The following is a 13,526-nucleotide window of genomic DNA, read 5'->3' on the forward strand; positions in this document are numbered from 1 at the left end:
GGCTGCGGGGGCGGGGTGCCCCTGGACACCCGGCGCGTCAGCGTTCGCGCTGGGGCTCTCCGGCCACGGTCTTGGCCGCCTCGACCTCGAGCATGAGCTGGCCGTCTTCCTCGACCAGCTTCGGCTGGTAGACGTGGGCCTTGCGCTTGTAGCTCAGATAGGCGATGCAGCCGTTGGCGGCGGCCATCTTCTCGAGCATGATCTCCGAGCCGGGCACCAGGAGCTGGCCGAGGGTGCGCCCGGCCGTGTTCTCCTGGCCCACCTCATCGCCGAGCGCGGTGGTGTTCCGTTCTTCGATGGCCTTGCGGACGCACACCCAGCGGCCCCAGATCCCCTTGCTGGCGAGCAAAGAGGGCTGCTGGTTCATCGGCACGGTGGCCGCGAAGTAGCGGGTGTTGAAGCGGCGGTGCGCGAAGTCCGGGCTGAGCCAGTTGACCAGGGGCTTGAGCAGGTCGGTCCGCACCGAGAGCCCGCGCTTGGCGAGCACCTCGATGAACGTCTTCTCCTGGTCCGCCACCGCCACCCGGGCCCGCATCCACTCGGCCTTGGAGGTCGCTTCCACGGTGGTGGACAGGTCCGTGCCAGCCAGCAGGATGCCGGTTTCCTCGAACAGTTCCCGGATGGCACCGACCACGTGGCGGCGCGCCAGTCCGACGTCGGCGGTGCCCATGCGCTCGGCCCAGTACTGCGGCGGGGGGCCCAGCCAGCCGACGGCGTCGTCATCGGACGCCTCCAGCGAGCCGCCCGGAAAGGCGAGGATGCCCAGCGGTGACGAGCCGGGCCGGTATCCCAGCCAGGTCTCCAGGCCGGTGGGCGAGTCCCGCAGGAGCACCACCGAGGAGGCGAGGCGGGGAGCGCGGGGGGTCCGCTCGCCGTGCTCAATCCAGCTGCGGGCCGCCCCCTCAAGATCCGGGGGAAGGGCAAACAGGCGTCGGGCTAACTGAGGCAAAGGAAACTAACCTGCCCTCTAGGCGAATTCTGCGATCAGTTCGACTTCAACCGGGGAGTCCAGGGGAAGTACAGAAACGCCGACGGCGGACCGTGCGTGCTGGCCGGCGTCGCCGAGAACCTTGCCGAGCAGTTCGGACGCGCCGTTGATGACACCGGGCTGGCCGGTGAAGGACGGGTCGGAGGAGACGAAGCCGACAACCTTGACGATCCGCGTGATGCGGTCCAGGTCCCCGATGACGCTCTTCACGGCGGCGAGGGCGTTGACGGCGCAGATCGCCGCGTACTGCCGGGCAGCCTCCGGGGAGACCGTGGCCTCGTCCGAGAAGCCTTCGGTGCCGGAGGACACCTTGCCGGTCGCCTCAAGCCTGCCGTTGACGAACGGCAGCTGGCCCGAGGTGTAGACGTGGTTGCCGGAGATCACGGCGGGGACGTAGGCAGCCACCGGGGCGGCAACCTGGGGCAGGCTCAGCCCGAGCTCGGCGAGGCACTGCTCGACGGCGGACGACGCGCCCGTTCCGGCGGTGCTGTGGGCCGGTGTTCCGGGCGCGGCAGAGGCGCCCGGAGCGGCGGATGCGGGGGTGCTCATGGCTACTGCTTCTCCCGCTTCAGGTAGGCAACCAGGCCGTTTCCCTCGGGGCCCGGAACAACCTGGACAAGCTCCCAGCCGTCGTCACCCCACTGGTCCAAAATCTGCTTTGTGGCGTGGATAATGAGCGGAATCGTGGCGTACTCCCATTTGGTCATGACCTAAAGCCTAGTCCTTGCCGGTAAAGTGGAAAACATGGCGACTGGTAAGAACCCTTTATTTGACACGGCCACCACCCTCGGAAAGATCCTTCTTTTCCTGGGCGTGAGCGCCATTTGTGGCGTCCTGGTGGCGGGATTGCTGGTCCCTGCAGCCGCCGTCACCGGCAGCTCGGCCAGCGGATCGATCAAGTTCTTCGACACGCTGCCGGCCGAACTGAAGGTGGACCCGCCGAGCCAGTCGACGACGATCCTGGCCGCCGACGGCAGCGTGATCGCGAGCCTGTACGCGGAGAACCGCACCAAGGTATCCCTCGACCAGATGTCGCCGTACATCAAGGACGCGGTCATCGCCATTGAGGACAACCGCTTCTATGAGCACGGCGGCGTGGACACCACCGGGATCATGCGCGCGCTCGTCAGCACGGCCCGCGGCAACAAGCAGGGCGCGTCAACCATCACGCAGCAATACGTTAACAACGTCATCAACTCCTCGCTCGAGGCCGAGGGCAAGGGCGACCAGGTCCTCCTGAACGGCGTGAACAAGGGCATCGGCGACAAACTGCGGGAAATGAAGCTCTCCATCGCCCTCGAGAAGAAGTTCACCAAGGAGCAGATCCTCGAGGGCTACCTCAACATCGTGTTCTTCAACCGTGACGCCTACGGCATCGAGGCCGCCTCCAAGTTCTTCTTCAGCACCACCGCCAAGGACCTGACCCTGCCGCAGGCCGCACTGCTGGCCGGCCTGGTCAACAGCCCGTCCTTCTACGACCCGATCAACAACCCGGAGAACGCCAAGATCCGCCGCGACCTGGTGCTCCAGGCCATGCTGACCCAGGGCAAGATCAAGCAGGCCGACTACGACGCCGCCGTGGCAACCCCGGTGGAAACGAAGGTCACGCCGGCACGCCAGGGCTGTGCCTACTCGACGACGGCCCCGTACTTCTGCGACTACGTGCTGCACCTGCTGCTCAACAACCCCGCCTACGGCGCCGACGCCGACGCCCGGGCCCGGACGGTATTCCGCGGCGGCCTGACCATCAAGACCACGCTGGACCCGAATGCCCAGGCCGTGGCGCAGACCCAGGTTGACGGCTCTGCGGGGGCGAACCCGGACAAGTGGGGCGCCTCCCTGGTGTCCGTGCAGCCGGGCTCAGGCAAGATCATCTCGATGGCCCAGAACACCCAGTTCCTTGAGGCCGAAGGGAAATTCAACAACGTCATCAACTTCAACGTGGACATGAGGGACGCCCAGGGCAACGACCTCGGCGGCCTGGGCGGATTCCAGCCCGGTTCCACGATGAAGCCGTTCACCTTCGCCGAGTGGCTCAACGAAGGCAAGTCGATGAACACGGTCCTCAACGGCGCCGTGCGCAGGTACCCGCTGAACTACCGGTGGAAGAACACCTGCCCCACCCCGGTGGACGGCGCCTACAACACGGCGGAAAAGGGACTCGGGGCCGCCGATGACCTGCAGAACGCCGAAGAGGGCTACTACAAGAACATGACCGTCGTGGACGGCCTGGCGAACTCGATCAACACCATGACGTTTGCCACCGCGGCTCAGGTGGACCTCTGCGGCATCCAGAAGATCGTCGACGCCGTGGGAATCCACGCGGGCCAAACCAACGAGCCCGTCCCCATGACCCGCCTGTCCAACCTGATCGGCGCAACCCAGACCTCGCCGCTGACCATGGCCAGCGCGTTCGCCACCTTCTCGAACGACGGCAAGTACTGCGAACCGATCGCCATTGAGTCGGTAACGGACGCGACCGGCGCGCAGCTGCCGGCCCAGGCCACGAGCTGCCGCGATGCGATCAAACCGGAGGTTGCCCGCGGCGTGACCGCCGCGCTGCAGGAAGTCCTCAACCGCGGCTCCGGCTCCCTGATCCAGCCAAGGATCTCCACCCGGACCAGTTTCCCGATCGCTGCCAAGACCGGTACCAACGACCCCAACAACTCGACCTGGGTGGTCGGCTTCACCAGCGGTCTGGCCACGGCGTCCTGGTTCGGCGACGCCCTGGGCGGCCAGGACCGGCCGGGACGCAGCCTGACCTTCAACGGCAAGTTCTACAAGGCCATCGACGGCTACATGATCGCGGGCCCGCAGTTCTCGAACTACATGGCCCAGGTGGCGCCGGCCTACGGCACCAACCCGTTCCCGGCCCCGCCGTCGAACCTGGTGAACGGCCCGGCTCCCGCGCCGGTGCCGGTGCCGGTTCCCAAGACGTCAACGCAGCCGACGACGGCGCCGTCCAGCCCGGCGGCCACTGATCCGGCTCCCGCGCCGGCGCCCACGGACAAGCCCGGCAACGGCGCCACCGGCAAGCCCTAACCCATGGCCGCTACCAATGTATTGGCAGGCCGCGTCCGGAGCATCGGGCGCGGCTTCGCCGTCACCGCCGCCGCCGGCGCCTTCACGGGTGCCGCAGCCGCCGGATACGGGCTGTGGGAGAAGAACCAGTTCGTCCTGCGCGAGGAAACCCTGCCGATTCTCCCGGCAGGCTTCGGCCCGATCCGGGTGCTGCACCTCAGCGACATCCACTTCGTGCCCGGCCAGGACCGGAAGGCCGCATGGCTGTCCTCGCTTGCGGAACTGGAACCGGACCTCGTGGTCAACACCGGCGACAACCTCAGCCACGTCAAGGCGGTGGAACCCTTGCTGGAGTCGCTGCGCCCGCTGATGAAGTTCCCCGGCGTCTTCGTCCCCGGCTCGAATGACTACTTCGCCCCGCGGCTGAAGAACCCGGCGTCGTACTTCCTGGGGCCGTCCAAAAAGCCCAAGGACCCCGCCAAGCTGGACTGGCCGCGGCTCCGCGCCGGCTTCGGCATGGGCGGCTGGGTGGACCTGACCAACCGCTGCCAGTCGCTGATCATCAGGGGCCTGCGCTTTGACTTCTCCGGCGTGGACGATCCGCACCTGGGCCTTGAGCGGTACGCCGGCTGGCCCCGGGGCACCACGGGCCAGGACAGCAGGCCGCACCTCCGGGTCGCCGTCATCCACGCCCCGTACCAGCGCGTCCTGGACCACTTCACCGGGGATGCGGCCGACCTGCTGCTCGCCGGGCACACCCACGGCGGCCAGATCTGTGTCCCGGGCTTCGGCGCCCTCGTGGCCAACTGCGACCTGCCGACCTGGCGCGCCAAGGGCCTGCATGACTGGGAAAGCAAGGGACGCACGACGCCGGTGAACGTCTCCGGCGGCATCGGCACCTCACGTTTCGCCCCGGTCCGGATCGCCTGCAAGCCCGAGGCCGTGCTCCTCACCCTCACCCCGCGCCCCTGACCCTGCGCCCACCACTGGACATGCCCTCCCCCGGGCGCCGCGGATGGACATAGTGGCACTATGTCCATTCGCTGCGCGCAAGGCTGGGCATGCCCCGCGGGGATGCCGGGCTTATGTCCACTCGCCGCGCGCAAGACTGGGCATGCCCGGCGGGAATACCAGGCTCATGTCCACTCGCTGCGCCCGGGACTGGGCATGTCCGGGACCGGGTGCGCGCCGGGGCAGCCATTGCGGAATGTAATTACTGGGCGAGATCCTGAAGCTGTGGATTTTCACGTGAACCCGGTCACTCGATGGCCTAGGGTAGTTGCTACAGGAAACTACATCCAGTTGCGTTAGATCTTCGCAGTTGAGCTTTAAGAAGCGGGCATGGCCAAGCAGACCTCATTTTTCTCCTCCATCAGCCGTCACTATCCCCACGTCAGGCCGATCATTCCGCGGCTCGTCATGGGCCTGCTCTGCGCCCTGCTCGCCAGCGTGGTGGCCCTGACCATCCCCCAGGTGCTGCGGGTGCTGATCAACCAGTCCCTCAAACCCGGCGGCAGCGCGGAAGCGGTCTGGATCGCCTCCCTCGTGATCCTGGGCCTGGGCATCGCCGAGGCCGGCCTGGTGGCGCTGCGCCGCCAGTTCGTGATCAACCCCGCCACCACGGTCGAGACCCGGATGCGGGTGTCCCTCTACGACCATTTGCAGGACCTGACCGTCTCCTTCCACGACCGGTGGGGCTCCGGGCAGCTGCTCTCCCGCGCCATGACTGACCTGAACTTCCTGCGCCGCTGGATGGCCTTCGGCGCCATCATGCTTGTGGTCACCACCCTGACCGTGGTGATCGGCGTCGTGGTGATGTTCTCGATGAGCTGGCAGCTGGCGCTGATCTTCCTCGCCGCCGCCGTGCCGATCATGATCTACGGCTTCCGCTTCCGGACCCGCTTCAGCAAGGTGGCCCGCCGCAGCCAGGACCAGGCCGGTGACCTGGCCACGACGGTAGAGGAATCGGTCCACGGGATCCGCGTGCTCAAGGCGTTCGGGCGCAGCCGCGAGGCGCTGGAGAACTTCAACGAACAGGCCGAGGAGCTCCGCCAGACGGAGATCGCCAAGGCCAAGCATCTGGCCACCTTCAGCCTGGTCGTGACCCTCCTGCCCGAGCTGGCCCTCGGCGCCGGCCTCGTCGTCGGGGTCCTGCTCGCCTCCACCGGCGAGCTGAGCATCGGCTCCCTCGTGGCCTTTTTCGCCACCGCCGCCGTGATTGCCACACCGGTGGAGTTCTCCGGGATGCTGCTGGCCATGGCCCTCACCGCAAAATCCGCCGTGGACCGGCACTTCGAGGTGATGGACGCGGCGAACACCATTACCAGCCCGGAGCAGCCCCGCCGCCCCGACGAGCTGAAAGGCGCCCTCAGTTTCCGCAACGCCACGTTCGCCTACGAGGATGCCCCGGACAAACCGATCCTCAAGGACATCAACCTGGACATCAACCCCGGCGAGACCATGGCCCTGGTGGGGATCACCGGCAGCGGCAAAAGCGCCCTGCTCCAGCTGGTCCCCCGGCTCTACGACGTCACCACCGGTGCCATCACCATCGACGGGGTGGACCTGCGCGAGTTCAGCGTCGAGGAGCTCCGCACGGTCGTCGCCGTCGCGTTTGAGGACACCACCCTGTTCTCCAGCTCGGTCCGCGACAACGTGATGCTCGGAGCCCCGGCCGGGCTGCCGGCAGGGCAACGCGAGGAGGCCCTCGAGGAGGCCCTCGACGTCGCCCAGGCCCACTTCGCGTACTCGCTGCCGGACGGCCTCGACACCCTGATCGGCGAGGAGGGGCTCAGCCTTTCCGGCGGGCAGCGGCAGCGCATCGCCCTGGCCCGTGCCATCGCCGCCCGGCCCAGGGTCCTGGTCCTGGACGATCCGCTTTCCGCCCTGGATGTCCACACCGAGGAACTCGTCGAGACCCGGCTCCGGGAGGTGCTTGCCGACACCACGACGTTGATCGTGGCCCACCGGCCGTCCACGGTGGCCCTCGCGGACCGGGTGGCGCTGCTCGAGGACGGCCGCATCACCGCCGTCGGAACGCACACCGAACTGCTCGCGGAGAACCGCCACTACCGCTACGTGATCGCCAGCCTCGAGACCGAACCGCGGGACCTCGACTCCGACCTGCTGGACTCAGAACTGTCAGGCCTCAGCGCCGAGGAGATTTCCCGATGAGCAGCGCAACCTTCGGCACCGCGAACGAGGACAACGCGCACCTGTCCAAGAGCGAGAGCAAGACCGTCCGGCGCCGCTCCGTGGCCCTGCTCGGTTCGCTCATCCGCCCGGTCCGCCGGCGCTTCTGGCTAACCATTGCCGCCGTCGTGCTGTCCCAGGCGGCGAGGGTCGCCGGGCCCGCGCTGATCGCCTTCGGCATCGACCGGGCCCTGCCGGCGCTGAGCGCCGGCGACAACCTGCCGCTGCTGCTCACCGGCGCCGCCTACCTCGCGGCCGCCGTCGCGACGGCGTGCCTGACCGCCCTGTATGTGACGTCGACGGCCCGGCTGAGCCAGGCGATGCTGCTGGATCTGCGGGTCCGGGTCTTCCGGCACACCCAGCGTCTCAGCCTGGAATTCCACGAAAAGTACACCTCGGGGCGCATCATTGCCCGGCAGACTTCGGACCTGGAAGCGCTGCGGGAACTCCTGGACTCCGGGATCAGCTCGCTGGTCTCGGGGATGCTGTTTATGGTGTTCACGGCCGTGACGGTGTTCGCCCTCGACTGGCGCAGCGGGCTCCTGGTCCTGGCCGCCGGCGTGCCGATGTACTTCCTGGCCCGCTGGTACCAGAAGCACTCCCAGATCGCGTTCCGCGAATCCCGGGTGGTCTCGGCCCGGCTGATCGTGCACTTCGTCGAAACCATGACGGGGATCCGCGCGGTCAAGGCCTTCCGTAAGGAACGCGAGAACGCCGCGCGATACGCCGAGCTCTCCGAGGACTACCGCAAGGTCACGGTCCGCTCGATCAACCTCAACGGCATCTTCCAGCCCGGCCTGGTTCTGATCGGCAACGTCTGCGTCGCCGTCGTCCTGCTCTCCGGCGGGTTCCGGGTGCTCAGCGGCGATCTCGCCGTCGGTGTGCTGCTGGCCCTGATCCTGTCCACCAAGCGCTTCTTCCAGCCGGTGGACCAGATGGCCATGTTCTACAACTCCTTCCAGAGCGCCCAGGCTGCGCTGGAGAAAGTCTCCGGGCTGCTGGAGGAGGTCCCCACCGTCCGGCCGCCCAAGAACCCGGCGGCCCTGCACGATGCCAAGGGCACCATCGACTTCAAGGGTGTGGAATTCCGGTACGGCGACGGGCCCGTCATCATCCCCACGATGGACCTGCACATCCCCGCCGGCCAGACCGTGGCCCTCGTGGGCCAGACCGGCGCCGGCAAATCGACCTTCGCCAAGCTGATCGCCCGCTTCTACGACGTCTCCGCCGGGTCCCTCACGCTCGACGGCGTGGACCTGCGGGAGCTCGCGACGGCGGACCTGCGCCGGAACGTCGTCATGGTCACCCAGGAGGCCTTCCTGTTCAGCGGCTCCGTGGCGGACAACATCGCCCTGGGCCGGCCCGGTGCCTCTCGGGAGGAGATTGAGGCGGCGGCCAGGGCCGTCGGCGCGCACGAGTTCATCCAGGCGCTCCCCGAAGGCTACGACACGGACGTCAACAAGCGCGGCGGCCGCGTCTCCGCCGGGCAGCGCCAGCTGATCAGCTTCGCCCGGGCGTTCCTGGCCCGGCCGGCGGTGCTGATCCTGGACGAAGCCACGTCCTCGCTGGACATCCCGTCCGAGCGGCTCGTGCAGGCCGGCCTCGCCGGGCTGCTGCAGGGGACCGGCACCGACGGCGGCCGGACCGCCCTCATCATCGCGCACCGCCTCTCCACGGTGGAGACCGCCGACCGGGTCCTCGTGGTCCACGACGGGCGGGTCGTCGAGGACGGCACCCCGGAGCAGCTGATCGGCGGCGGTGGCCGCTTCGCGCAGCTGCACGGGGCCTGGAAAGACTCGCTGGTCTAAGCCGCCAGGGTCCGTGCGGCCGGCGTCGGTTCCTGTTCCGGGTCCGTGCGGCCGGCGTCGGTTCCTGTTCCGGGTCCCGTGACGGCTTCTGTTGCGGGGCCGCCGGCGTCCCGATTTCGCATCCGGGGCCCCCATCGGATACTCTTGTGAAGTTGCTTTTGAAGTAACGGATCGGGATGTGGCGCAGCTTGGTAGCGCGCGTCGTTCGGGACGACGAGGTCGCAGGTTCAAATCCTGTCATCCCGACCAATCAACAAGAGGACCCTCCAGCTGGAGGGTCCTCTTCTTGTTGTGCCCGCCATGCGTCAGCCACCCGGCGCCGCCGTCGAAACGGGCACAAAACAGCCCCGGAACGCGGTTCGAACTAGTCCCGGGGCTGTGAAGAGAGGCTTTTGTTGAGTCCTACATCGGGTCCGGCCAGTTACCGACGTTGACGGAGTACATCATCGGGTCGGGCCAGTTACCAACGGCCTGAGGTGCCTTCATGGGGTCCGGCCAGTTACCAACAGCGGTGAATCCACCCTCGTCGACAATGGAACCAGCGGACAGAACGGCCGGAGCCGCCGCAGAGAATGCCAGTGCGCCCGCCAGAACGGCGCCGGCTGCAATCTTCTTCAACATGTAGTTCCTCAATATGAGTCGGGGTCCTTACCAAGTCAGCACTACCCTTGTTGACATACATTGTAAAATGATTTCCACAGAGGCTGTCAAGCATTTAGTACAAAGATTGTCCGGAATTAGGAGGTATCCGTGGGGAACGGATTCGGGGAGAAACTCCGAGCGGAACGGCTGGAACGCGGCCTGACGCAAGCGGAATTAGGCCGGGATCTGTACTCGCCCAGCTACATCTCCCTTCTGGAGACCGGGCGCCGCGAACCGACTGCGGACGTGATTGAGGAGCTGGCCCGGCGGCTCGAACTCGCCCCCAAGGCGCTGGAAGCCTGGAGCCAGCCCGTATCAATAAGCGACGCTGAATATGTTCTCGCGGGACTGTACGCCCGCCAGGCGTGGGACCTGCGGGATTACCCCCTCGCGGCGACGCACGCCGCGGCTGCGGCCCAGATCGCTCTCGAGGCCAAGAACACCAGCGCCTGGTGGAACATGAGCTACATGCAGGCCGAGTGCCTGATCAAGCAGGGCCGGTGGCAGGAATGCCAGGACATCGTCCAGCGCCTCATGGATCACCCGATGGCCTCCGAGTCGGCGGGCCTGGGCGTGCGGGCACGGCAGATGCTGGCTGCGGCCTCTCAGGGACAAGGACAGTTGACCGCCGCCGTCGAACACGCCCAGGAAGCAGTGCGGCTCTGTGCCGAACTGCCCAAGGGATCCACCCTCGTAATAGGCGCGCTGCGCGCCCTGATCGGCGCACTGGCCGAAAGCGGCCGGCTCGATGAGGCCTGGGAGTACTGCCAGGCCATGAACGGGCACATGGATGACCACTCCATGACCCAGCTCGCCGGCGAAGTCGCCTGGGTGATCGGCAATGTGGCCTTTATGCGCCACGACTACCAGGAGGGCATCAAGTACCACGAGCGGGCGGCGCAGCTGCTCTCCCCCGCGAACGACATCGACCTCTGGGCGCGGTTCAACAAGGCCTCGGCGGCCGTCCGCCTGTCCTCCGGGATCGTTGAGCCGGAAACGCTGACCTCGATCGAGCGCGCCGAGCTGGCGCTCTCCATCGTGGGCGGCAACAAGACGGACCAGCTCGAGGTCGCTTTCATCCGGGCCCGCTGGCTCTACCTTACCGGGGACATTGTCGCCGCCGTCCAGAAGCTGCGCGGGATCCATGCCGAAAAGGATGCACTGGCCAAGCACACCGCCGGTGAGGTCTCGCTCCTCCTCGGCAAGGCGCTCAAGGCCGCCGGCGAATCGGACGAAGCCCTCGTCTATCTCGAGGAAGCGCAGAAGGAATTCAGCGCCGCGGGCGCCTCGGACCGGGTCCAGCAGGCGATGGACGCCGTGCTGGAAATCCGGCTCGCGCAGCGCCGCGCCCAGGCCGCCGCCTCAGCCGGAAGCTAGCCGGCCCCTGCGGGGGCGGCCCTGCGAAAGTTCCCTGCGACGGCTGGACCGCCGCCCCGCGACGGGCCTAGCCGAACGTGCGGCCGGTGAGCTTTTCGTAGGCCTCCACATAGCGGCCGCGGGTGCGGGCGATGACTTCGGCCGGCAGCGCCGGCGGCGGCGCGTCCGAGGACTTGTCCCAGCCGGATTCGGCCGAGGTCAGCCAGTCACGGACGTACTGCTTGTCATAGGAGGGCTGGGCCTTGCCCGGTTCGTACGTCGCGGCATCCCAGAACCGTGAGGAGTCCGGGGTCAGCACCTCGTCGCCGAGCGTGATGACGCCGGTGGCGGCGTCGAAGCCGAACTCCACCTTGGTGTCGGCGAGGATGATGCCCCGGCCGCGGGCGATCCCCTCCGCCTTGGTGTAGATCTCCAGGGTGAGCTCGCGCAGCCGGGCGGCGATGTCCGCGCCGACGAGCTCCACGACGGCGTCGTAGGTGATGTTCTCGTCGTGCTCGCCCACCTCGGCTTTAGCGGAGGGGGTGAAGATGGCCTCTTCGAGCCGGGACCCATCCACCAGGCCGTCCGGCAGCGGGATGCTGCACACGGTTCCGGACTGCCGGTATTCCAGGAGCCCGGAGCCGGTGAGGTAGCCGCGGGCGATGCATTCCACCGGGAACATGTCCAGCTTCTTGCAGATCATCGCCCGGCCCTCCACCGCAGCGGGCACACCGGCGTCGACCGTGGCCGCCAGCACGTGGTGCTCCACGCCGAGCTGCTCGAACCACCACAGGCTCAGCTGGGTCAGGATGCGGCCCTTGTCCGGGATCTCACTGGCGAGGACGTGGTCGTAGGCGCTGATCCGGTCGCTGGCGACGACGAGGACGCACTCCTGGCCGATGCGCTCCGTGATGGACGCGTCCGCCGGAACATAGAGATCCCGCACCTTGCCGGAGTAAATGTGCTTCCAGCCGGGCAGATCCAGCGTCTCGGTGTCCAGGCCGCCCTTGGCCACCGGGGCGGCGGCGGGCAGCGGGGCCTCGGGCATGGAGGAATCGTGGTTGGTCATGCTCAGGCCTTCGCTTTCGTGGCGGCGGCGCCGGCGCCGGGCGTCTTGACCTTGATCTCGCCGCGGGCCGCCTTGCCTCCGATGTCAGTGCGGAACTGGCTGCCGTCCAGCTGGACCAGTTCGACGCCGTCGTACGCCCGTTCCCGGGCCTCGACGAGGTCGGTGCCCAGCGCCACCACGGCGAGGACCCGCCCGCCGGCGGACACCACCTTGCCTTCGTCGTCGAGCCTGGTGCCCGCGTGGATCACGTGGACGCCCTCGATCGACTCGACTTTCTTGAGCCCGCGGATCCGGTCACCGGTGCGCGGGGTGTCGGGGTAGTTTTCGGCCGCGACGACGACGGCGACGGCGGTTTCCTTGGACCAGCGCAGCGGCTGGACCTTGTCCAGTTCGCCCTTGGCGGCCGCCATCAGCAGCCCGCCGAGGGGCGTCTTGAGGCGGGCAAGGACAGCCTGGGTTTCCGGGTCGCCGAAGCGGACGTTGAATTCAATCACGCGGGTGCCGCGCGATGTCAGCGCCAGTCCGACAAAGAGTACGCCGACGAACGGGGTCCCCCGGTGCGCCATCTGGTTGACCGTGGGCTGGGCAACCCGGTCGATGACCTCCTGGACGAGTCCTTCGGGGGCCCATTCCAGCGGGGTGTAGGCGCCCATGCCGCCGGTGTTGGGGCCCTCGTCGTTGTCGAAGATCCGCTTGAAGTCCTGCGCCGGGGACAGCGCCACGGTGTTGCGGCCGTCGCAGAGGACGAAGACCGAGACCTCCGGGCCGTCCAGGAATTCCTCGATCACCACGGTGCCGCCGGCATCGAAGCAGCTCTGTGCGTGCGCGAGGGCCTCGTCCCGGTTGTTGGTGACAACAACTCCCTTGCCCGCGGCGAGTCCGTCGTCCTTGACCACGAAAGGGGCGCCGAAGGTGTCGAGCGCGTCGGCGGCTTCCTCGGCGTTCGTGGCCACCCGGGCCATGGCGGTGGGCACGCCGGCCTCGGCCATGACTTCCTTCGCGAAGGCCTTGGAGGCTTCGAGCTGGGCCGCGGCCTTGCTGGGGCCGAACACGGGGATGCCGGCGGCGCGGACGACGTCGGACACTCCTGCGGCGAGCGGCGCTTCGGGGCCGACCACCACGAGGTCAACGGTGAGTTTGGTGGCCAGGGCCGCGACGGCGTCGGGATCGTTCGCGTCGATGGCGTGCGTGGGGACCAGTTTGCTGATGCCGGCGTTGCCCGGGGCCGCGTGGACCTCGGACACGTTCGGGTCAGCAAGCAGGGACCGGACAATGGCGTGTTCGCGGCCGCCGGGGCCGATGACTAGTACCTTCACAGTTCCCAAGGGTACTTTGTGGACGCGGCAGCCTCCTAAGCTGTGACCACCACCGGACATGCCCAGCCCTGGCCGCGCCCACCGGACATAGTGCCAGCATGTCCATCCCCGCGTCCCAGGGGAGGGCATGTCCC

General features: G+C 67.7%; 11 protein-coding genes and 1 tRNA gene. 6 read left to right on the plus strand and 6 right to left on the minus strand.

Features of this window, described 5'->3' with window-relative positions:
• Positions 1-37 precede the first annotated feature (37 nt).
• From BJQ90_RS03735 to BJQ90_RS03745, 3 genes are read right to left on the minus strand one after another with little or no spacing between them, the layout of a single operon-like run.
• On the minus strand, positions 38-949 hold the full coding sequence (locus BJQ90_RS03735; RefSeq protein WP_226758968.1) for an NUDIX hydrolase: 912 nt from the start codon (positions 947-949) through the stop codon (positions 38-40).
• Positions 950-967: 18 nt separating this feature from the next.
• Positions 968-1,537 (minus strand): RidA family protein, encoded by a 570-nt coding sequence (locus BJQ90_RS03740; protein WP_226758969.1) that lies wholly within the window; start codon positions 1,535-1,537, stop codon positions 968-970.
• A gap of 2 nt (positions 1,538-1,539) precedes the next feature.
• On the minus strand, positions 1,540-1,695 hold the full coding sequence (locus tag BJQ90_RS03745) for a DUF4177 domain-containing protein (RefSeq protein ID WP_144671455.1): 156 nt from the start codon (positions 1,693-1,695) through the stop codon (positions 1,540-1,542).
• A gap of 37 nt (positions 1,696-1,732) precedes the next feature.
• On the opposite strand from BJQ90_RS03745, the gene BJQ90_RS03750 reads away from it, so the two are divergent.
• From BJQ90_RS03750 to BJQ90_RS03770, 5 genes are all read left to right on the plus strand, one after another.
• Positions 1,733-4,030 carry a transglycosylase domain-containing protein gene (locus tag BJQ90_RS03750; RefSeq protein ID WP_226758970.1) on the plus strand — a complete coding sequence of 766 codons (2,298 nt, stop codon included), beginning with the start codon at positions 1,733-1,735 and terminating at the stop codon, positions 4,028-4,030.
• A gap of 3 nt (positions 4,031-4,033) precedes the next feature.
• Complete coding sequence (locus BJQ90_RS03755) at positions 4,034-4,981, plus strand: metallophosphoesterase (RefSeq protein WP_226758971.1); 948 nt, start codon at positions 4,034-4,036, stop codon at positions 4,979-4,981.
• Between the two features lie 369 nt (positions 4,982-5,350).
• Positions 5,351-7,183: an ABC transporter ATP-binding protein gene (locus BJQ90_RS03760; protein ID WP_226758972.1), complete on the plus strand. Its 1,833-nt coding sequence runs from the start codon at positions 5,351-5,353 to the stop codon at positions 7,181-7,183.
• A complete protein-coding gene (locus BJQ90_RS03765) occupies positions 7,180-9,009 on the plus strand; it encodes an ABC transporter ATP-binding protein (RefSeq protein ID WP_226758973.1) in 1,830 nt (609 codons plus the stop codon). Before BJQ90_RS03760 ends, BJQ90_RS03765 begins: the two co-directional genes overlap by 4 nt.
• A 172-nt stretch (positions 9,010-9,181) precedes the next feature.
• A tRNA-Pro gene (locus BJQ90_RS03770) sits at positions 9,182-9,258 on the plus strand.
• Positions 9,259-9,411: 153 nt separating this feature from the next.
• Here the strand turns inward: BJQ90_RS03770 and BJQ90_RS03775 are convergent.
• Positions 9,412-9,630, minus strand: coding sequence for a hypothetical protein (locus BJQ90_RS03775; RefSeq protein WP_226758974.1), 219 nt, complete (start codon positions 9,628-9,630; stop codon positions 9,412-9,414).
• 129 nt (positions 9,631-9,759) lie between these two features.
• On the opposite strand from BJQ90_RS03775, the gene BJQ90_RS03780 reads away from it, so the two are divergent.
• A complete protein-coding gene (locus BJQ90_RS03780) occupies positions 9,760-11,028 on the plus strand; it encodes a helix-turn-helix domain-containing protein (protein ID WP_226758975.1) in 1,269 nt (422 codons plus the stop codon).
• A 67-nt stretch (positions 11,029-11,095) separates the two neighbouring features.
• Here the strand turns inward: BJQ90_RS03780 and BJQ90_RS03785 are convergent, their stop codons facing one another.
• Positions 11,096-12,055, minus strand: coding sequence for a phosphoribosylaminoimidazolesuccinocarboxamide synthase (locus tag BJQ90_RS03785; RefSeq protein WP_226758977.1), 960 nt, complete (start codon positions 12,053-12,055; stop codon positions 11,096-11,098).
• Positions 12,056-12,078: 23 nt separating this feature from the next.
• Positions 12,079-13,392 carry a phosphoribosylamine--glycine ligase gene (purD, locus tag BJQ90_RS03790; protein WP_226758976.1) on the minus strand — a complete coding sequence of 438 codons (1,314 nt, stop codon included), beginning with the start codon at positions 13,390-13,392 and terminating at the stop codon, positions 12,079-12,081.
• Positions 13,393-13,526: the final 134 nt, after the last annotated feature.

The organism is Arthrobacter sp. SO3 (assembly GCF_020532825.1).
Lineage (GTDB): Bacteria > Actinomycetota > Actinomycetes > Actinomycetales > Micrococcaceae > Arthrobacter.

Bases quoted from the DNA above. Each gene is read 5' to 3' on its own strand.
- BJQ90_RS03745 (WP_144671455.1), bottom strand. From the start codon at position 1,695: ATGACCAAATGGGAGTACGCCACGATTCCGCTCATTATCCACGCCACA.
- BJQ90_RS03785 (WP_226758977.1), bottom strand. From the start codon at position 12,055: ATGCCCGAGGCCCCGCTGCCCGCCGCCGCCCCGGTGGCCAAGGGCGGC.
- BJQ90_RS03750 (WP_226758970.1), top strand. From the start codon at position 1,733: ATGGCGACTGGTAAGAACCCTTTATTTGACACGGCCACCACCCTCGGA.
- BJQ90_RS03740 (WP_226758969.1), bottom strand. From the start codon at position 1,537: ATGAGCACCCCCGCATCCGCCGCTCCGGGCGCCTCTGCCGCGCCCGGA.
- BJQ90_RS03755 (WP_226758971.1), top strand. From the start codon at position 4,034: ATGGCCGCTACCAATGTATTGGCAGGCCGCGTCCGGAGCATCGGGCGC.
- BJQ90_RS03760 (WP_226758972.1), top strand. From the start codon at position 5,351: ATGGCCAAGCAGACCTCATTTTTCTCCTCCATCAGCCGTCACTATCCC.
- BJQ90_RS03765 (WP_226758973.1), top strand. From the start codon at position 7,180: ATGAGCAGCGCAACCTTCGGCACCGCGAACGAGGACAACGCGCACCTG.
- BJQ90_RS03775 (WP_226758974.1), bottom strand. From the start codon at position 9,630: ATGTTGAAGAAGATTGCAGCCGGCGCCGTTCTGGCGGGCGCACTGGCA.